The following is an 18,244-nucleotide window of genomic DNA, read 5'->3' on the forward strand; positions in this document are numbered from 1 at the left end:
CTTATCCAAGCGTTGGGTTCAGGGCGTCGCGCATCCAGTCACCGACGAGGTTTACCGTCAGCACCAGCAGCGCAAGGGCGGCGCCGGGAAAGATGGTGATCCACCAGGCACCGGAGAACAGGAAGTTCGTGCCGTCGTTGATGAGCGTCCCGAGCGAGGGGCGCGTGGGCGGCACACCGACGCCGAGAAAGCTCAGCGTCGCCTCGGTCAGGATCGCGCCCGACAGGCTCAACGTCGCGATAACCAGGATCGGCCCCATGACGTTGGGCAGGATGTGGCGGAACATGATCGACATCTGCCCGATCCCGATCAGCCGCGCGGCCAGAACGTATTCCTGCCCCTTCTCGACCATCGTCGATGCCCGCACGGCGCGGGCGAATTGCACCCAGCTGGACAGGCCGATGGACAACACGAGCACGAGGATGGCGACGCTGTCGAGCGTGGAGGGTGGCGCCACCGCCCGCAGGATGCCGTTGATCAGCAGCGCGACGAGGATCGTGGGCAGCGCCAGCTGCACCTCGGCGACGCGCATGATCACGGAATCGATCAGCCCGCCCTTGTAGCCCGCGATCAGGCCGAGGGTGACACCGATAGACAGCGACAGCGCCACGCTGACCAGACCGATCATGATCGACATGCGGCTGCCGTAGAGGATGGTGGACAGGATGCCGCGCCCGATGGAATCGGTGCCCAGCACGAACCGCGGGTCGCCGCCGTCCTCCCACACGGGGGGCAGCATGGAATCGAAGATGTCGATGCTGCCCATGTCGTAGGGGTCATGCGGCGCGATGACCGAGGCGCCGATCGAGGCAAGGATCATCAGCAGGGCGACAGCGGCCGCCACGACAGTCACCGGAGATGCCAGAAAGCTGAGGGCGATTTCGCTGCGGCGGATGCGCTGCCACCGGGACGGGACGGCTTTGATGATGCGATCAGGCATGGGCATTCCCCTTCAGGGCGTTGGTCCGCAGGCGCGGATCGATCGCGTAATACGTCAGATCGGTGATGAGATTGATGACCACGAAGAAGAAGGCGATCATGATCAGGTAGGCGGACATCACGGGGATATCGACCTGCTGTATCGACTGCAGGAACAACCGCCCCATGCCCGGCCATTGAAATACCGTCTCGGTGATGATCGCGAAGGCGATGACGCCGCCCAGCTGCAGGCCGATCACGGTGACCACCGGCATCAGCGTATTCTTCAGTGCATGGCGAAAGTTGACCGTCCTCTTGCCCAGACCGCGGGCGCGGGCGAACTTGATGTAGTCGGTACGCATGACATCCAGCATCTCGGCCCGCACCAGCCGCAGGATCAGCGTGGTCTGGAACAGCGCGAGGGTGATCGAAGGCAGGATGAGCGATTGCAGGCCCGACGAGGTCAGGAAACCGGTGGTCCAGTAGCCGCCCAGCACGCTCACCGTCTCGCCGCGCCCGAACGACGGAAGCCAGCCGAGGATGACGGAGAAGAGATAGATCAGCAGGATGCCGATCAGGAACGTGGGGATGGAGATCCCCACGAGGGAGACCGCCATCAGCAGCCGCGCGATGCGGCCGTTGCGGTTGAGCCCGGTGTAGACCCCCAGCGGGATGCCGATCACGATGGACAACAACACCGAAAGACCGGCCAGTTCGAAGGTCGCGGGCAGCCGCTCGGCGATCAATGCGCCGACAGGGCGCTTGTGAAAGTAGGAGACGCCGAAGTCGCCCTGCACGGCGCCGCTGATGTAGCGCCAGAACTGTTCGATGACCGGGTCGTTCAGACCCATCATGTCGCGCAGGCGTTCGATCTCGGCCTGCGACGCGTCTTCGGTGATCATCTGGCGGATCGGGTCCCCCACGAAACCGAAGAGGGAGAATGCAACGGCCGCAACAAGGAACATGACAAGAAGGGACTGGGCCAGCCGGCCCGAAACAAAACGGAACATTCGTGCCTCTCGGGGTTGGAGGGAGCCGGGGCCCGGATCAGGGGGCCCCGGCTGCGGACGGCGGGGAGAGGTGCCGCCCGGGGAGGAAGGTCAGCGCGTGATGCGGGCCGTCTTGTACTGGAAGTAGTCGTCTGGCCGCTGGACCACTTCGACACCCTTGCGCACGCCCCAGACCACCGCCTGCTGGTGCAGCGGGAGATAGAACACCTCGTCGTGGACGATCTGGTAGGCTTCCTGGATCAGGGCGTCACGCTTGACCTGGTCGGTTTCGCTTTCCACCGCGGCGACGATCTCGTCGATGCGGTCGTTGGCGAAGTCGCCGTTGTTGATGCGGCCGCGTCCGGATTCCTCGTCCCAGCTGCCCATCAGGTTGAACAGGACCGAGTAGCTGTCGAGCCCGCCGGGCGTCCAGCCCATCATGTACATCGCGAATTCCTGCACGGGCCGGCCCACGACCTTCCAGTACTGGGTGACGTTCATGGTCCGAAGTTCGACGTCGATGCCCACCCGCGCCAGCATGGAGGTGACGGCCTGGCAGATGCGTTCATCGTTCACGTATCTGTTGTTGGTGCATACCAGCGCGGTCTTGAACCCGTCCGGGTATCCCGCCTCCGCCAGCAGCTTGCGCGACGCCTCGGGGTCGTAGGGATAGCGCTCCATCTTGCCCGCCGGCGCGAACAGCAGCGGCGAGATCAGGGTCGCCGCGGGTTCGGACAGGCCGTTCATGATCTTTTCCTGAATGCCGTCGATGTCGATGGCCTGGTAGATCGCCTTGCGCACCCGCTTGTCCTTGAAGGGGTTGCCTTCGGGTTCAGTCTGCAAGGCGTCGTCGCGGCGTTGATCCATCCCCAGCATGATCGTGCGCAGCTCGGGCTGGATCAGCACCTCGGTCTCCTCTCCCGCCTGCAAACGGTCGATGTCCTGCAGGGGAACCGGGAACATCATGTCGATCTCGCCCGACAGCAGCGCCGCGACACGGGTGCCGTCCTGCGTGATCGGCAGATAGACCACCTGGTCCAGGTTGTGCGTGATCTCGTCCCAGTAGTTCTCGTAGGGTTCGAAAACCGTCCGGGTCTCCGGCACGCGCTCCACGACGGTGAAGGGACCGGTACCGTTGGACTGCTGCCCGGCGAAGCTTTCGATGTTCTCCACCGTGTTGGAGGGGACCGTGGCGTCATTCTCCTCGGACCATTCCTTGTCCATCATGTAGATGGAGGTCCAGCTTTCCGGCAGGATCGGATAGGGCACCTTGGTCACGAACTCGATGGTCAGATCGTCGATCTTGTTCATCTCCTCGATCATCGCCACCCGGTCGCGCAGGAACGAGTACTTGTTGCCGACGCGCTCCATCGAAAAGATCACGTCGTCCGCGTTGAAGGTGTTGCCGTTGTGAAACGTCACGCCGTCGCGCAGCTTGAACCGCCATGTGGTGGGGTTCACCACTTCCCAGCTTTCGGCCAGCACCGGTTCGAGCTGCATGTCGGCGTCCCTTCCGACCAGCGGTTCATAGACGTTGCCAAGGATCGAAAGCGGCAGCGCGCCGGTGGTGCCGTGCGGGTCAAGATTGGATATGGCAGCCTGCGACGACCAGCGCAGGACGTTGTCCTGTGCCGTGGCGGGCCCTGCGACGGCCAGCGCTGCGATCCCCGCCAGGGCAGATGCCGTGAGACAATGAATGGGTTTCATGCGTTTCTCCCGTTGGTTGGCGCTCAGGTGTCCTGGCGCAATTGATCCTCGACCAGCGCCGCAAAGTAGGAGGCCCCGATCGGGAGGATTTCGTCGTTGAAGTCGTACGAGGGGTGATGAAGACCCGGATCCTGATCGGTCTTTCCGGCGCCGATATGGACATAGGCCCCGGGCAGCACCGCCAGCATGTCGGCAAAGTCCTCACCCCCCGCCGTGGGCGGGTTGTCCCGCTGGACCGCCTCGCTCCCGACGATCCCGGACAGCACGCGGTCGGCGGTCTCCGCTTCGGTGACCGTGTTGACCGTCGGTGCGCAACCCATCCGGTAGTCGAGATCGATCTCGACGCCATAAACGGCCTCCATACCCCGGACGACCTCGTGAACGCGCCGCTTGATGGTCTGGCGGACATCCTCGCTGAAGGTGCGGATGGTCGCGGCAAGCTCCGCGGTGGGGGGCACCACGTTGACCGCGGTCCCTGCATGGAACTGCGTGACGTTGACCAGCGCGGTTTCCACCGGGTCGATATTCTTGGTGACCACGTGCTGGAAGGCGGTGTGCAACTGCACCCCGACCGAAATCGGGTCGTTGCCCGCATGGGGCCGTGCGCCGTGGCATCCCTTCCCCTTGATCAGGATACGCATCCCGTCCACCGCCGCCATCACCGGGCCCGACCGCACGGCGACCGTCCCCTTGGGAAGGGTCGGCGTATTATGCACGGCCCATACGGTATCGCATGGAAACTTCTCGAACAGTCCGTCGGCGATCATCGCCTTGCCACCCGATCCGCGTTCTTCGGCGGGTTGAAAGATGAACACTACCGTGCCCGAGAAATTGCGCGTTTCGGCCAGATACCGTGCCGCCCCCAGTAGCATCGTCGTATGGCCGTCATGGCCGCAGGCATGCATCACGCCGTCCTTGGTGGATTTGTAGGGCAATTCGGATTGCTCCTGCATCGGCAACGCATCCATGTCGGCGCGCAATCCGATGGCACCCGGCCCGTTGCCCTGCCGCAGCACGCCCACCACGCCGGTCTTGCCGAAACCGCGATGAACTTCGATACCCCAACTCTCGAGCAGGGATGCAACGCGGTCGGAGGTGCGTTCTTCCTCGTAGTTCAATTCCGGATTCGCATGAAAGTCGCGACGCCACGCCGTCATGTCGGCATGAAAGTCCGAGATCATCGGTATAATGGACATTACTGGCCAGAACTCCCTGTTAAGTTAGGTCTACATCACTCAACAGGAGCGTAGAGGCCTTGGACTGCGAGAAAAAATACCGATTGATGACCAATTCATAACTATTGCTCATGACTTTTCAGGTACTTCCGGCAGCTTTTCATAACTACAGGTTTTGAGTTTCGAACCCGGTTTCATTTGTCGCCGCCGGGGGCGGCGCAGCAGGATGGGGCACACATTCGAAAGGACAGCCATGCCCATCGATCCGACATCCATGCCGGATATTCCGCCGCCTCCGGGGACGAGAATTCTCCCCGACATTCCCTTCGGGACGCACGAAAGGCAGAAGCTCGATCTGTACCTGCCGGACGCACCGATCCGGGGTGTCGTGGCCTATATCCACGGGGGAAGCTGGGCCCGGCGGGACCGCAAGATCGTGCGCGCGTGGTACATGCTCGAGCGCGGCTACGCCGTCGCCAGCCTTGGATACCGGCTGTCGCAGCACGCGGTCTTTCCGGCGCAGGTGAGAGACGTGAACGCGGGCCTCGCCCTGCTGACACGGATCGCGCCCCAACACGGGATCGACATGAACGGGCTCGCCCTGCTGGGGCTGTCCGCGGGCGGGCACTTGGCCGCGCTGGCGGCGCTGGCCACGTCCGAGCCGGCATTCGGTCCACCGCCTCCCTGCCGGATCCGGGCGGTCGTCGACTACTATGGTCCGTCCAACCTGATCACGCTCTGCGCAGGCCGGGACAGCCTTCTGTCAGCACCGGTGACGCAACTGCTGGGCCAGACCGTCTTCTCGGCGCCGCAGGCCGCGTGGCGCGCCAGTCCGGTAGCCTACTGCAACGGTGACAGCCCGCCGTTCCTGCTGATCCATGGCGAAGCCGATACGGTCGTTCCGATCACCGAAAGCTACAACCTGCAGGCCCAGCTGGAGGCGGCGGGCGGCGTGGCGCGGATGATCCACGTTCCCGATGGCGGCCATGCGACCCCCAACATGCACACGCCCGAGATCAACGCGCAGATCGCGGATTTCATCGACGCCCACCTCGCGGGCTGACAGCGCGCCTAGTCGCGGCGGCGTTGCAGCAGCAGCGATGCCAGCCCCAGAAGCGCCGACACCACGATCAGCAAGAGCGACACGGCGTTCAGCACCGGCGTGGACCCCAGCTTGAGACGGTCGAACATCGTGATGGTCAGCGGTGCGTCGGACCCCACCAGCATCAGCGTGGTGTTGAAGTTCTCGAAACTCATCAGCACCGCCACCACCGCCGCGGCACCCATCGCGGGATAAAGGAACGGCAGCGTGATCGCCCGCACCGCCCCCCACCGGGTGGCACCGAGGTTCAGCGCCGCTTCCTCCAGCGCCGGATCGAACTTCTGCAACCGGGCAGAGATGACCAGCGTGGCGAAGGTCGTGATGAAGGAAAACTGTCCCAGCACGACAAGGATCAGACCGGGCCGCAACCCGTCGAACCACAGACCCGTCGCATCTTCCAGGGTGTTCGCCACCGACGAGGAAAAGACAAGAATCGAAATGCCGAGGATGATGCCGGGGATGATCAGCGGCAACAGCATCAGGATGTAGAGAAAGCCCTTGCCCGGAAAATCATGACGGACGAACAGGAACGCGTTGCAGGTGCCCACCGCGACCGACAAAAGCGATACCCAGAAGGCCACGATGCCGGACGTCACGATGGAGCGCAGGATCGGCCTTTCGTGGAACACCCCGATGAAGGGGGCCTCATCACCAAAGAACCAGGCCCAGGTGAACCCCTCCCACGGGAGCGACGGAAACACCGAGTCGTTGAAGGCAAAGACGCAGACTGTGACCAGCGGCAGCGCCAGGAACAGAAAGAAAAGCGCGACATAGGCCCGGTATGTCCACTTGAACGCGCCGCTCTGGGGGATGCCGGTGATCATGCCTGCCCCATCGTCTTGCCCAGCGATTGCCGGGTCAGTTTCAGCCCCGCGAACACGATGACCGAGGACAGGGCCAGCAGCAGGAAGCCGAAGGCCGATCCCAGCTCCCAGTTGAAGCGGGTGATGAACTGGCTGTAGATCAGCCCAGTGAACCACAGGCTGTCCTTGCCACCCAAGAGGATCGGGGTCAGGTAATTGCCGAGCGACAGCATGAATACGACGATGCAGCCCGACACGATGCCCGGCATGGCATGGGGAATGACGATCTCGCGCAGGATTGCGAAACCGCTGGCGCCCAGGTCATAGCTCGCCTCGATCAGGCTGTCGTCAAGGCTGTCCAGCGTCGTGACCAGTGGCACCACCATGAACAGCATCGACGTATAGACCAGCCCCACCATGATCGCGGCGTCATTGTACAGCATCTCGACCGGGGCATCGGCCAGCCCCACGTATTGCAGCAGGTTCGAAAAGATGCCCGTCTCGCGCAGGAGGATCATCCAGCCGAATGTGCGCACCAGCTCGCTGACCCAGAACGGGATCAGGCACATCAGGAACAGCGTCGTCTTGCTGCGCCCGCGCGTCAGCTTGGCAATGTAATAGGCGATGGGAAAGCCGATCAGCAGCGTCAGCACCGTGGCCGCGATGGACATATAGGCGGTGCGCGCGAAAGTGTTCCAGTAAAGCGGCTCGTTGAAGAACACCGCGTAGTTGGCAAAGCTGGTTTCATATTCACGCACGCCGACCTTTTCGCGCAGCGATACGATGAACATCCCCACATGCGGCAGGATGATGAGTGTCACCAGCCACAGCATCAGCGGCGCCAGCAAAAGATAGAATGTCAGCTTCGACCGGTCAGCCACGGGCGTAGACCCGCGTCTGGTCCGGGGCCCAGCGATAGTGCAGGGTGTCGCCCTGGTTCAGATCGCGGAACTCCCCGGTCTGCGGCAGCGCGACCGTGATCTCGGCCCCGCTTTGCGCGTCGCGCAAGAGCACATGGGAATTCGCGCCATTGAACAGCACGCTCTGCACCGTACCCGCGCCGGTGTTGCCGTCCGTGTCTCCACCCGTCCGCGACAGGCGCACGGCCTCGGGCCGGACAAAGACCTCGGCCCGATCGCCCCGCGCCAGCCCCTCTGCCGCCGCCACGCCACGCAGGGGCTGGCCTGCCTCCGTTCGCAGTGTCAACAGGCCCGCGCCCGCGTCCTCGACCGTGGCGGCGATGCGGTTCGCCTCGCCCACGAACCCGGCGACAAAGGCGGTCTTCGGTTCGTAGTACAGCTCCTTCGCCGTGCCCACCTGTTCAAAGACACCGCGGTTCATCACCGCGATCTGGTCCGACATCACCAGCGCCTCGGACTGGTCGTGGGTGATGTAGACAAACGTGGTGTTGAATTCCGACTGAAGCTGCTTGAGCTCGATCTTCATGTGTTCGCGCAGCTTGAGGTCCAGCGCGCCCAAGGGTTCGTCCAGCAGCAGAACATCCGGCTCCAGCACCATGCAGCGGGCGATGGCCACACGCTGTTTCTGGCCACCCGACAACGAACTGACCGCCCGGTCCGCGACCCCGGCCAGCCCCACGCGTTCCAGAACGCGCTCCACCTGCTTCTTCACGTCCGTCTTGTTCACGCCGCGCTGGCGCAGGCCGAAACCGACGTTCGCGCCGATGTTCATCATCGGGAACAGGGCCAGGTGCTGAAACACCATCGACACGGGCCGCTTGTTCGGCGGCACGTCCACCACCGACCGCCCCTTGATCAGCAGATCCCCGCTCGACGGTTTCTGGAACCCCGCGATCATCCGCAACAGGGTCGTCTTGCCACAGCCTGACGGACCGAGGATGGAAAAGAACTTGCCCTGCGGGACACTGAAACTGACGTGGTCGACCGCCTTGAAATCATCGAAACTCTTCGAGATGTCACGACATTCGAGGTCGGGTATTGCACTCATGCGGGGGGCCTTCAAAAAAGTTCGGGAAGCGCGATGGCCGCGCTTCCCTTCGATCATGCGTCGCGCGCTCAGTTGGCGGCGTTGATCCGGTCAAGCGCGGCACCTTCCAGCGCCTCCAGCCCGGCGGGCACCGGCGGATACCACTTGATGTTGTCGATGGCCTCTTGCGGGAAGCTGGCTTGGTACTTGGCCTTCAGCGCGTCGTCGACATTCGCATCGCCGCCCTTGGACGCGGTGAAGTTGCCGGCGGATGCGGTGATCATCGCCGCGATTTCCGGCTTCATGACAAAGTTGATCCAGGCGTAGGCGGCATCGTCCGCCCGGCCGCGTGCGGGAAGCACGAAGGTGTCGATCCAGCCCAACGCGCCCGATTCCGGCGCGACAAAGGTGATGTCGGCGTTGTCGTCGTTCAGCTGCCAGCCGCCGGTGTCCCATGCCATGGACGCGACCACCTCGCCCGAGCGCAGGAGGTTCTTCAACTCATCTCCGCCGTCCCAGTAGGTCTTCACGTTGGGCTTGCACTCGATCAGCTTGGCTTCGACCTGATCGAGGATGTCCTTGTAGGCCGCCTCGTCGCCGTAGGCGGCAAAGGGATCGAGACCCATGGCATAGGCGAACCCGATCAGCGTCGGGCGCTTCAGCCGGTAGGACACCTTGCCAGACACGTCCTCGTTGCAAAGGTCGGTGTAATCCTTGACGTCGGCGGCTTCCGCCGTGTTCACCACCAGACCCGAGGTGCCCCAGACGTGCGGCACGCCATAGACTTCGCCGTCCACCGTGGTGTTGCCCTTGGTCGCTTCCAGCATCGAGGGGATGAACAGGCTCGTATCGATCTTGGACATGTCGAGCGGCTTGTAGATGCCGAATTCGGCCTGCGGACCCGCGATGCGGTCCTGGCTCGGCTGGGCAAGGTCAAAGCCGCCGCCGTTGGTCGCGCGCAGCTTCGCGATCATTTCCTCGTTGTTGGATTTCGTCACCTCGACGGTATGGCCGGTCTCGGCCTCGAACATCTCGATCACGTTCTCGGGGGCGTAGCCTCCCCAGGTGAGAAGGCGCAGCGTGTCCGCCTGCGCGGCCGAGCAGAGCGCCACGGCGGCAACGGTTGTCAGAATGGTTTTCATGTATCTTCTCCAATGTTTGCCGGCGCGGTCAGGCCGCGCCGGACGTCCGGGTCGTAGTATCGAGATGTGACAGCGACGTGACAGCCGGACGTTTCCCCATGCCGCCAGATCAGCACCGTCGGCCCTCCGTGTCAAAGAATATCCGGTCGGTGTCCCGCCACTGCAGGTGAACGGCGGCGCCTTCGGTCGGCAGAGGCACATTGGCATCCTGACGCACGGTGGCGCGGGTGCCGTCGGCGAGGTCCACATGCACCAGCGTTTCGGCGCCCAGTGCCTCGTTGTAGATCGCGGTCGCCGCGGTCCCCTGCCCCGCCAGCACCATGTTCTCCGGCCGGACGCCCAGCGTCTTTGCCCCCTCCGGCGCGTCCGTCGCCAGACCGGCGGGCAGAAAGTTCATCGGCGGCGAGCCGATGAAACCGGCGACGAATTCGGTCTGCGGGTTCGCGTAGACCTCCAGCGGCGCGCCGATCTGGTCCGCGCGGCCCGCGTTCATCACGATCATCCGGTCGGCAAGGGTCATCGCCTCCACCTGGTCGTGGGTCACGTACAGCGAAGTGACCCCCAGCCGACGCTGCAACTGCTTGATCTCCAGCCGCATCTGCACCCGCAGCTTGGCGTCGAGGTTCGACAGCGGCTCGTCGAACAGGAACGCCGAGGGCTTGCGCACGATGGCGCGTCCCATGGCAACGCGCTGGCGCTGCCCGCCGGACAACTCGCGCGGCCGCCGTTTCAGGTAGTCGCCCAGTTGCAGCAGCGCCGCCGCCTCGTTCACCCGCTCGGCGATCTCGGCCTTGGGGGTGCCCGCGATCTTGAGCCCGTAAGCCATGTTGTCGAAAACCGACATGTGGGGATAAAGCGCGTAGTTCTGGAACACCATGGCGATGTCGCGCTCCATCGGTTCGCGGTCGTTCACCCGCGCGCCGCCGATCCGCACCTCGCCCTCGGTCACGGTCTCCAGCCCCGCCACCATACGCAACAGCGTGGACTTGCCGCAGCCCGACGGCCCGACGATCACGATGAACTCGCCGTCCTCGATCTCCATGTCGATGCCGTGGATCACCTCGGTCTTGCCGAATGTCTTCTTGATGCCGTCCAGGCTGACTGTCGCCATACTCTATTTCTCACTGTCTACGAGGCCGCGGATGAACAGCTTCTGCATGCTGATCACCACGATGACCGGCGGGATCATCGCCAGGATGGAAGTCGCCATGATGACCGGCCAGTCCGCGATGTCGTCGCCGCTCGGGAACATCTGCTTGATCCCCATGACGATGGTGTTCATCGACGGGTCCGTCGTGATCAGCAAAGGCCACAGGTACTGGTTCCAGCCGTAGATGAACAGGATCACGAAAAGCGCCGCGATGTTCGTGCGGCTCATGGGCAGCAGGATGTCCCAGAAGAAGCGCATCGGTTTCGCCCCGTCCACGCGCGCCGCCTCGGCCAGTTCGTCCGGCACGGTCATGAAGAACTGGCGAAACAGGAAGGTCGCCGTGGCGCTGGCAATCAGCGGAAAGATCAGCCCGGAATAGCTGTTCAGCATGCCGAAGTTCGCCACGACCTCGTAGGTCGGGACAATGCGCACTTCGACCGGCAGCATCAGCGTCAGGAAGATCAGCCAGAAGAACAGGCGCCGCCCCGGAAACTTGAAATAGACGATCGCGAAGGCCGACAGCAGCGAGATCACGATCTTGCCAAAGGTGATCCCCAGCGCCATCACCAGCGAATTCAGCATCATCAGCGCCACCGGCGCATTGATGCCGGACACCAGCGCCTTGCGGTAGTTTTCAAAGAACTGGTCACCCGGCAGCAAGGGCATCGGCGGCTTCACGATCTCGGGTTGCGACACCGTCGAGGCGACGAAGGCCAGCCAGATCGGGAAGAAGATGAACAGCAGCCCGATGATCAGTCCCACATGGGTCATCCAATGCCCGAAACCGCGTTTCTCGACCATTCCCGACATCAGTAATGCACCCTGCGTTCGATGAATTTGAACTGCACGATGGTCAGCGCCCCGACGATCAGCAGCAGGATCACCGATTGCGCCGCCGACGATCCAAGGTCCTGCCCGACAAACCCGTCCTTGTAGACCTTGTAGACGAGGATCGTGGTCGATTGCTGCGGCCCGCCGCTGGTGATCGTATGGATCACGCCGAAGGTCTCGAAGAAGGCATAGACGATGTTCACCACCAGCAGGAAGAACGTCGTCGGTGACAGCAGCGGCCAGACGATGGTGCGAAACCGGGTCCAGAACCGCGCGCCGTCGATTGCCGCCGCCTCGATCACGCTGCGCGGGATCGCCTGCAGACCGGCGAGGAAGAACAGGAAGTTATAGCTGATCCGCCCCCATGCGGACGCGATGACGACAAGGGTCATCGCCTCGTCCCCGTTCAGGACGTGGTTCCAGTCATAGCCCAGCATCCCGAGGTACCATGTCACCACGCCCACGCGCGTGTTGAACATGAACAGCCACAGCACCCCGGCCACGGCAGGCGCCACGGCGTAAGGCCAGATCAACAGCGTCCGGTAGACACCCGACCCCTTGATCAGCCGGTCCGCCAGCACGGCGAGGTAAAGCGCGACGCCCATCGACACCACCGTCACGGCGACGGAAAAGATCGCGGTGGTGACGAAACTCGCACGGTAATAGGAGTTGCTTAGCAGGTATTCGAAATTGCCAAGGCCCACGTACTGCATCGACAGGCCGAAGGGATCGGGAATGAACAGCGACTGCCAGATCGCCTGCCCCGCCGGGTAGAAGAAGAAGACCGCCGTGATGATCATCTGCGGCAGAACCAGCAGCAGCGGCAGCCAAACGCCCTTGAAGGTGACGCGCTTTTCCATCACTTGACTCCGGTGCGACTGGGTAGCACCTTGATGCAAAGGAGTTCCGCCATGACCGTCAAGATCTCAGTCTCCATTTCGGATCAACAGGCCGAATACGCCCGCAAGCAGGTGGCCGAAGGCCGGTTTTCGTCCACCTCCGCCGTGATCCAGCAAGCGCTGGAGGCCAAGCGGAAGGAGGACGAGGAATACGAGGCGGAGAAAGAGGCGTTTCGCACCCTTCTTGAACGCCGCGCGAAAGGTGGCTTCGTCCCGTTGTCGACGTTCCGCGAGAACATGATGCGGACGTTGGACGAAAAGGCGGGCAGGATTGACCTGGACGATTGAAATTTCCGAAGAAGCCTATGTCGATCTCGAACTTCACCATGCGCATCTGCTGAAATCGCAGATCGCGTTCGGCCATGCACCGGACGATGCGATGGCCCTGGCGCGCACCGGGATCGTCAGGATGCTGGACATCGCGGAACGGCTTGCCGACATGCCGCATGTGGGTACCAAGCATCCCGACCTTCTGGTCGGAATACGGCACGTCACGATAGAACGCTGCATTTTCTGGTTCCGTCCCGATACGGACACGCGCGTCATCCGCATATTGGCCGTCTTCAGGAGCGGTCAGGATCATTTCAAGCACATCATCGCCCGCCTCGGGAATGCGGAGAAGGAGGACGGCTGACCGTCCCCCTCCCCGCCCGTTTCAGCGGTTGGCCTGCTCGAAGCGGCGCAGCAGCTCGTCGCCACGCTGTTTCGCGCTGTCCAGCGCCCCCTGCGCATCCTTGTCACCGGCCCAGACCGCTTCCAGTTCCTCGTCGATGATGCCGCGGATCTGGTCGAAGGACCCCAGGCGCAGACCCTTGGAGTTCTCGGTCGGCTCCTTGGCTGTCATCTGCTTGACCGCGATATCGGTGCCGGGGTTCTCCTCGTAGAAGCCCTGCTCACGCGTCAGGTCCGCAGCGGCCTGCGTAATCGGCAGATAGCCGGTGTCCTGGTGCCACTTGGCCTGCACCTCGGGCGAGGACAGGAAGTTCAGGAAGGCGGCGACGCCCTCGTACTCCGCGTCAGACTGGCCGGCCATCACCCACAGCGACGCACCGCCGATGATCGTGTTCTGCGGCGCCCCTTCGACGTCGGACCAGTACGGCAGCGGCCGCACGTCGAAATCGAAGGTCGCCTCGGACTTGATGCCGGCGTAGCCCGCGGAACTTTCGGTAAAGAGCGCGCATTCACCGCTGCGGAAATTCGCGCCGCCCTCGTTGCGGCGGCCCGTGTAGATGAACTTGCCGTCCTTGGCCCACTGACCCATCGTCTCGATGTGCTTGGTCTGCACCGGGCCATTCAGCTCAAGCTCCGTACCCACTCCGCCGAAACCGTTGGCCTCGGAGGCGAAGGGCACGTTGTGGTAGGCGCTCAGGTTCTCGAGGTGAATCCAGCTTTGCCATGCGGTGACCAGGGGGCAATCGTTGCCCGACGCCTTGAGGGTATCCAGCACCTCGCCGACCTGTTCCCATGTGCTCAGATCGACGTCAGGGTCGATGTCGGCCGCCTCCAGCGCATCGCGGTTCACCCACAGAACCGGCGTGGACGAGTTGAACGGCATGGACAGCATCTGGCCGTCCGCGGTGGTGTAGTACCCCTTGACCGACCCGATGAAGGCGTCCGGGTCGAAATCGGCGCCCGCGTCGGCCATCACTTCATAGACCGGCTTGATCGCACCCTCGGCGGCCATCATCGTGGCGGTGCCGACCTCGAACACCATCAGGATGTCCGGCTGTTCCCCCGCGCGGAAGGCGGCGATGCCCGCGTTCAGCGTCTCGGAGTAGTTTCCCTTGTGGGTGGCGTTCACAACGTAATCGGACTGCGATCCGTTGAAGGTCTCGACCTGCTCGGCCACCAGTTCGCCCAGGCGTCCGGTGAAGGCGTGCCAGAACTCGATCTCGGTCTGGGCCATCGCGGGCGCCGCCGCCATCACGGCCGCAACGCTGGCCATCATCGTGTTTCGCATCTTCATTTGGCTTCTCCCCCTCTGGATTGTCGCCGCCAGCGTAGTAGGTCACAACCTTCGCTGGCAATACATCATTCAAGTTTCAGACTGGGCGCGGTATCTACCCGTTCTGTAACGGGCGTATGACGCCCCGAAGAACAGCCGAGTTTTTTCCGGCACGCGCCCCCGCGACCTGCCAAAGAGCGCATCTGGTCTATCGTTACGAAACTGTTACATACCAAGTCCGGGCGCCCGCCGCCCGCCGAGCCACGAAAGACCCGCCTTGCAAGAACCCGCTCTCCTGTCCTTCCTCCTGCACATCGCAGGTGCCGCCGCGCTGCTGATCTGGTCCGTGCGGCTGGTGCGCACCGGGGTCGAACGCGCCTTCGCTCCGCAGCTGCGTCAGGCCTTGCGGCGCGCCTCGGGCAACCGGGCGCTGGCCGCGGGCACCGGGACACTGGCCGCCGTCTTCCTGCAAAGCTCGACCGCCGTGGCGGTGCTGGTGGCGAACTTCGTGGCCAAGGGAAGCCTTGTGCCGGCCATCGGGCTGGCGATCCTGCTGGGCGCGGATGTCGGATCGGCCGTCGTGTCGCAGATCCTGCTGATCCGGCAGGACTTCCTCGTGCCGCTCCTGCTTCTGGCAGGCGTGGTGCTGTTCCTGCGCGGCCGGTCGGGGACGGTGCGCCAGACGGGGCGGATCCTCATCGGTCTCGCGCTGATCTTCCTGTCGCTCGACATGATCCGCGACGCGACCGCGCCGATGGTGGACAGCACCGGCACGCAGGCGGTCATGGCCTACCTCGGGCGCGACATCTTCTCCGCCTTCGCGGTCGGGGCGCTTTTTGCATGGGCCGTCCATTCCAGCGTCGCGGCGGTGCTGCTATTCGTCACGCTGGCGTCGCAGTCCCTGCTGCCCGTGGAAGGGGCGGCGGCGATGGTGCTGGGGGCGAACCTCGGCGGCGCCTTCATCGCTTACGTGCTCACGCTCGCCTCGCCCGCCCCGGCACGCCAGATGATCTGCGCCAACTTGCTGCTGCGCGGCGGCGGGGCCGCCCTGCTGCTTCTCGTCCTGTCCCAGCGGCCCGACCTTTTGGGCTATCTGGGTGCCGAGGCAAGCCGCCAGGCGATCAACCTCCACCTCGCGTTCAACGCGGCGCTGGCGCTGGTGGCGCTGGGGCTCATCCATCCGCTCTGCGCGCTGTGCGCGAAACTGATCACCGGCAAGGCGGACCGCGAGGCCGCAACCCTGGCCGAGATCAGCGCGCTCGACCCCGCCGCGATGGACAGGCCGGGACGCGGGCTCGATTCCACCGCGCGCGAACTGCTGCGCATGGGCCAGAAGATCGAGGGGATGCTGAATGCCATCGACCCGCTCTACGACCAATGGGACGCCGCCGCGGCCACCGCCATCCGCGAACAGGACAAGACGGTCAAGAAGATCCACTTCGAGATCAAGCTGTACCTCGCCCAGCTTGGCCGGGGCGGGCTGGACGAGGAACTGGGCAAGCGGTCGATGGAACTGGCCGGGATCTCCACCGCGCTGGAGGCGGCGTCGGACACGATCGTGCGCAGCCTGCTGACGCTGGCCCGACGCCGCGACAACGAAGGCGTCGCCTTCTCCGAGGTGGGCCGGCGCGAGATCAGCGATTTCCTCGATCGCGTGCAGGGCAACGTCCACCTCGCGCTGAACGTCATGATGAACCAGAACCCGGCAGAAGCGCGCGACCTCGTCGAGGCCAAGGAAAAGGTCCGTACCGTGGAACAGAAGCTGCAGCGCAACCACCTGGGTCGCCTGCGCGAGGGGCTGACCGAAAGCATCGAGACCAGCAGCATCCACCAGGAAACCCTGCGCTCGCTCAAGCAGATCAACACCTCGTTCAGCATGGTCGGCTACCCGATCCTCGCGCGGACGGGTGATCTGCTGAAAAGCCGGCTCAGCTGATCGCGACAGTCCGATTGCAGCTTTGCGATGTTTTGGTGACTTCCCATGCATATGCATTGACCCTGAACGCCCGACTGCGCAGACTGGACCCAAGCACCCCGGCCCCCCGGCCCGCTTCCCACGTCCAGCAAGGAGTTCCGCACATGCCTGGCCTACCGAAACTGACCGCACTTTCCCTTATCGCCCTCACGGCCGGACTGGCGACCGCGCCCCTGTCCGCCTTGGCGGATACCCTGCGCGTCGGCCTGCAACAGGAACCGACATCGCTGGACCCGACGGCGGACGCCACGGCGTCGATCGACGGCATGCTGACGATGAACGTCTACGAATCGCTGACCATCGTGGCCGAGAACGGCGAAGTTGGCCCGAACCTCGCGACCGACTGGACCGTGTCGGACGACGGGCTGACCTACACGTTCACCCTCGCCTCGGGCGTGAAGTTCCATGACGGCACGGTTTTCGATGCCGAAGACGTGGTGTTTTCCTTCGACCGCGCCATGGCCGAGGACAGCACGAACCCGTCCAAGGACATCTTCAAGCCGATCGAGTCCGTCACCGCGGTTGACCCGCAGACCGTCGAGATCAAGCTGAAGAACAAGGACGCCTTCTTCCTGTTCAACATGGGACAGGGCGACAGTTCCATCGTCGCGCCTGAATCGGCAGACACCAACAACACCGATCCCGTCGGCACCGGCCCCTTCAGGATGGAAAGCTGGACACGCGGCGACCGTCTGACGCTGGTCAAGAACGAGGACTACCGCGATGCGGAGAACGTGGCGCTCGACAAGGTCGAGTTCCGTTTCATCTCCGATCCCGCTGCCGCGACCGCCGCGATGATGGCCGAAGAGCTGGACGCCTTCCCCGGATTCCCCGCGCCAGAGTTGTTGCCGCAGTTCGAAGCCGACCCGCGGTTCCGCGTCAACATCGGCTCGACCGAGGGCGAGGTAATTCTCGCCATGAACAACGCCAAGGCGCCTTTCGACAACATCGAGGTGCGCCGCGCCGTGGCCACCGCCATCGACCGCGAGGAAATAATCGAAGGCGCGATGTACGGACAGGCCGTGCCCATCGGCAGCTTCTATCCGCCCCACGGCGCTGCTTACGTGGACCTGACCGGCAAGTACCCGCATGACACCGAAAAGGCGAAACAGATGTTCGCCGATGCGGGTGTCGAGGGCACCACCATGACCCTGCGGGTGCCGCCGTTCCCCTATGCCACCCGCTCGGCCGAGATCATCCAGCAGGAGCTTTCCAACGCCGGCATCGACGCCAAGGTCGAGAACGTGGAATGGGGCTTCTGGATCGACGAGGTCTACAAGAAGAAGAACTACGACATGACGATCATCGCGCATACCTCGCCCAACGACATGGGCAACTTCGCGCGCGGGCCCGACTATTTCTACGGCTACGACGATGCCGAATTCACGGCCCTGTGGAACCAGATCGAAACCGAGGCCGACGCCGACAAGCGCAACGAATTGCTGAAGCAGGGGCAGGAATATCTGGCCGACCAGTCCGTGCACGCCTTCCTGTTCCAGCTTCCCCTGCTGGGCGTCTTCCGCACCGGTGTCGAAGGCTACTGGTCCTCTTCGCCGGTTCTCTACATGCCGCTCAAGGGCGTGAGCAACGCGGGCTGAAGACAGGGGCCCGCGCGGGTCTGACCCGCCGCGGGCCCCGTCCCCCCCTATCCTGCCGACCGC

The 18,244-nt window shown here is 63.7% G+C and carries 17 protein-coding genes; 5 read left to right on the forward strand and 12 right to left on the reverse strand.

Features of this window, described 5'->3' with window-relative positions:
• Nucleotide 1: 1 nt before the first annotated feature.
• The 4 genes from BOO69_RS18945 to BOO69_RS18960 form a co-directional block, all read right to left on the reverse strand.
• Nucleotides 2–940, reverse strand: coding sequence for an ABC transporter permease (locus tag BOO69_RS18945; RefSeq protein WP_156875004.1), 939 nt, complete (start codon nt 938–940; stop codon nt 2–4).
• Nucleotides 933–1,928 carry an ABC transporter permease gene (locus tag BOO69_RS18950; protein WP_071973963.1) on the reverse strand — a complete coding sequence of 332 codons (996 nt, stop codon included), beginning with the start codon at nt 1,926–1,928 and terminating at the stop codon, nt 933–935. The genes BOO69_RS18945 and BOO69_RS18950 overlap by 8 nt, the downstream gene beginning before the upstream one ends.
• A 90-nt stretch (nt 1,929–2,018) precedes the next feature.
• Nucleotides 2,019–3,614: an ABC transporter substrate-binding protein gene (locus BOO69_RS18955; protein WP_071973964.1), complete on the reverse strand. Its 1,596-nt coding sequence runs from the start codon at nt 3,612–3,614 to the stop codon at nt 2,019–2,021.
• Nucleotides 3,615–3,637: 23 nt separating this feature from the next.
• Nucleotides 3,638–4,810: a M20 aminoacylase family protein gene (locus tag BOO69_RS18960; protein ID WP_071973965.1), complete on the reverse strand. Its 1,173-nt coding sequence runs from the start codon at nt 4,808–4,810 to the stop codon at nt 3,638–3,640.
• A 232-nt stretch (nt 4,811–5,042) separates the two neighbouring features.
• Here BOO69_RS18960 and BOO69_RS18965 point away from each other — a divergent pair, with 232 nt between their 5' ends.
• Nucleotides 5,043–5,852 (forward strand): alpha/beta hydrolase, encoded by an 810-nt coding sequence (locus tag BOO69_RS18965; protein WP_071973966.1) that lies wholly within the window; start codon nt 5,043–5,045, stop codon nt 5,850–5,852.
• Between the two features lie 8 nt (nt 5,853–5,860).
• Here BOO69_RS18965 and BOO69_RS18970 read toward each other — a convergent pair whose 3' ends face one another.
• The 7 genes from BOO69_RS18970 to ugpA all read right to left on the reverse strand — a co-directional run bounded on the left by BOO69_RS18970 (nt 5,861) and on the right by ugpA (nt 12,624).
• Entirely contained in the window at nt 5,861–6,715 is an 855-nt protein-coding gene (locus BOO69_RS18970; protein WP_071973967.1) for an ABC transporter permease, read from the reverse strand.
• On the reverse strand, nt 6,712–7,527 hold the full coding sequence (locus BOO69_RS18975; RefSeq protein ID WP_083545765.1) for an ABC transporter permease: 816 nt from the start codon (nt 7,525–7,527) through the stop codon (nt 6,712–6,714). The genes BOO69_RS18970 and BOO69_RS18975 overlap by 4 nt, the downstream gene beginning before the upstream one ends.
• A 40-nt stretch (nt 7,528–7,567) precedes the next feature.
• Nucleotides 7,568–8,662, reverse strand: coding sequence for an ABC transporter ATP-binding protein (locus BOO69_RS18980; protein WP_071973969.1), 1,095 nt, complete (start codon nt 8,660–8,662; stop codon nt 7,568–7,570).
• Between the two features lie 68 nt (nt 8,663–8,730).
• Nucleotides 8,731–9,783: an extracellular solute-binding protein gene (locus BOO69_RS18985; RefSeq protein WP_071973970.1), complete on the reverse strand. Its 1,053-nt coding sequence runs from the start codon at nt 9,781–9,783 to the stop codon at nt 8,731–8,733.
• Between the two features lie 109 nt (nt 9,784–9,892).
• Complete coding sequence (gene ugpC / locus BOO69_RS18990) at nt 9,893–10,894, reverse strand: sn-glycerol-3-phosphate ABC transporter ATP-binding protein UgpC (RefSeq protein WP_071973971.1); 1,002 nt, start codon at nt 10,892–10,894, stop codon at nt 9,893–9,895.
• A 3-nt stretch (nt 10,895–10,897) separates the two neighbouring features.
• A complete protein-coding gene (gene ugpE / locus BOO69_RS18995; protein WP_071974080.1) occupies nt 10,898–11,734 on the reverse strand; it encodes a sn-glycerol-3-phosphate ABC transporter permease UgpE in 837 nt (278 codons plus the stop codon).
• Between the two features lie 8 nt (nt 11,735–11,742).
• Nucleotides 11,743–12,624, reverse strand: a complete 882-nt coding sequence (gene ugpA, locus BOO69_RS19000) for a sn-glycerol-3-phosphate ABC transporter permease UgpA (protein ID WP_071973972.1) — start codon at nt 12,622–12,624, stop codon at nt 11,743–11,745.
• A 51-nt stretch (nt 12,625–12,675) separates the two neighbouring features.
• Between ugpA and BOO69_RS19005 the strand changes: the two genes are divergently transcribed.
• Both BOO69_RS19005 and BOO69_RS19010 read left to right on the forward strand, forming a co-directional pair.
• Nucleotides 12,676–12,951 (forward strand): ribbon-helix-helix domain-containing protein, encoded by a 276-nt coding sequence (locus BOO69_RS19005; protein WP_071973973.1) that lies wholly within the window; start codon nt 12,676–12,678, stop codon nt 12,949–12,951.
• Entirely contained in the window at nt 12,935–13,297 is a 363-nt protein-coding gene (locus BOO69_RS19010) for a type II toxin-antitoxin system RelE/ParE family toxin (RefSeq protein ID WP_071973974.1), read from the forward strand. Before BOO69_RS19005 ends, BOO69_RS19010 begins: the two co-directional genes overlap by 17 nt.
• 21 nt (nt 13,298–13,318) lie before the next feature.
• Here BOO69_RS19010 and ugpB read toward each other — a convergent pair whose 3' ends face one another.
• Nucleotides 13,319–14,623 carry a sn-glycerol-3-phosphate ABC transporter substrate-binding protein UgpB gene (ugpB, locus tag BOO69_RS19015; protein ID WP_071974081.1) on the reverse strand — a complete coding sequence of 435 codons (1,305 nt, stop codon included), beginning with the start codon at nt 14,621–14,623 and terminating at the stop codon, nt 13,319–13,321.
• A 262-nt stretch (nt 14,624–14,885) separates the two neighbouring features.
• Between ugpB and BOO69_RS19020 the strand changes: the two genes are divergently transcribed.
• Nucleotides 14,886–16,544, forward strand: a complete 1,659-nt coding sequence (locus tag BOO69_RS19020; protein WP_071973975.1) for a Na/Pi cotransporter family protein — start codon at nt 14,886–14,888, stop codon at nt 16,542–16,544.
• Nucleotides 16,545–16,687: 143 nt separating this feature from the next.
• Nucleotides 16,688–18,181, forward strand: a complete 1,494-nt coding sequence (locus tag BOO69_RS19025; RefSeq protein WP_071973976.1) for an ABC transporter substrate-binding protein — start codon at nt 16,688–16,690, stop codon at nt 18,179–18,181.
• The last annotated feature ends 63 nt before the right edge of the window (nt 18,182–18,244 follow it).

Origin of the sequence: Sulfitobacter alexandrii (assembly GCF_001886735.1) — a bacterium.
In the GTDB taxonomy this organism is placed as follows: domain Bacteria; phylum Pseudomonadota; class Alphaproteobacteria; order Rhodobacterales; family Rhodobacteraceae; genus Sulfitobacter; species Sulfitobacter alexandrii.

What these genes read in the sequence shown, in the direction of transcription:
- ugpC (WP_071973971.1), bottom strand. Translation starts at nt 10,894, where the DNA reads ATGGCGACAGTCAGCCTGGACGGCATCAAGAAGACATTCGGCAAGACC.
- BOO69_RS18950 (WP_071973963.1), bottom strand. Translation starts at nt 1,928, where the DNA reads ATGTTCCGTTTTGTTTCGGGCCGGCTGGCCCAGTCCCTTCTTGTCATG.
- ugpA (WP_071973972.1), bottom strand. Translation starts at nt 12,624, where the DNA reads ATGGAAAAGCGCGTCACCTTCAAGGGCGTTTGGCTGCCGCTGCTGCTG.
- BOO69_RS18965 (WP_071973966.1), top strand. Translation starts at nt 5,043, where the DNA reads ATGCCCATCGATCCGACATCCATGCCGGATATTCCGCCGCCTCCGGGG.
- BOO69_RS18960 (WP_071973965.1), bottom strand. Translation starts at nt 4,810, where the DNA reads ATGTCCATTATACCGATGATCTCGGACTTTCATGCCGACATGACGGCG.
- BOO69_RS18970 (WP_071973967.1), bottom strand. Translation starts at nt 6,715, where the DNA reads ATGATCACCGGCATCCCCCAGAGCGGCGCGTTCAAGTGGACATACCGG.
- BOO69_RS18980 (WP_071973969.1), bottom strand. Translation starts at nt 8,662, where the DNA reads ATGAGTGCAATACCCGACCTCGAATGTCGTGACATCTCGAAGAGTTTC.
- BOO69_RS19025 (WP_071973976.1), top strand. Translation starts at nt 16,688, where the DNA reads ATGCCTGGCCTACCGAAACTGACCGCACTTTCCCTTATCGCCCTCACG.
- BOO69_RS18955 (WP_071973964.1), bottom strand. Translation starts at nt 3,614, where the DNA reads ATGAAACCCATTCATTGTCTCACGGCATCTGCCCTGGCGGGGATCGCA.
- BOO69_RS18975 (WP_083545765.1), bottom strand. Translation starts at nt 7,527, where the DNA reads ATGCTGTGGCTGGTGACACTCATCATCCTGCCGCATGTGGGGATGTTC.
- BOO69_RS18945 (WP_156875004.1), bottom strand. Translation starts at nt 940, where the DNA reads ATGCCTGATCGCATCATCAAAGCCGTCCCGTCCCGGTGGCAGCGCATC.
- BOO69_RS18985 (WP_071973970.1), bottom strand. Translation starts at nt 9,783, where the DNA reads ATGAAAACCATTCTGACAACCGTTGCCGCCGTGGCGCTCTGCTCGGCC.
- BOO69_RS19005 (WP_071973973.1), top strand. Translation starts at nt 12,676, where the DNA reads ATGACCGTCAAGATCTCAGTCTCCATTTCGGATCAACAGGCCGAATAC.
- ugpB (WP_071974081.1), bottom strand. Translation starts at nt 14,623, where the DNA reads ATGCGAAACACGATGATGGCCAGCGTTGCGGCCGTGATGGCGGCGGCG.
- ugpE (WP_071974080.1), bottom strand. Translation starts at nt 11,734, where the DNA reads ATGGTCGAGAAACGCGGTTTCGGGCATTGGATGACCCATGTGGGACTG.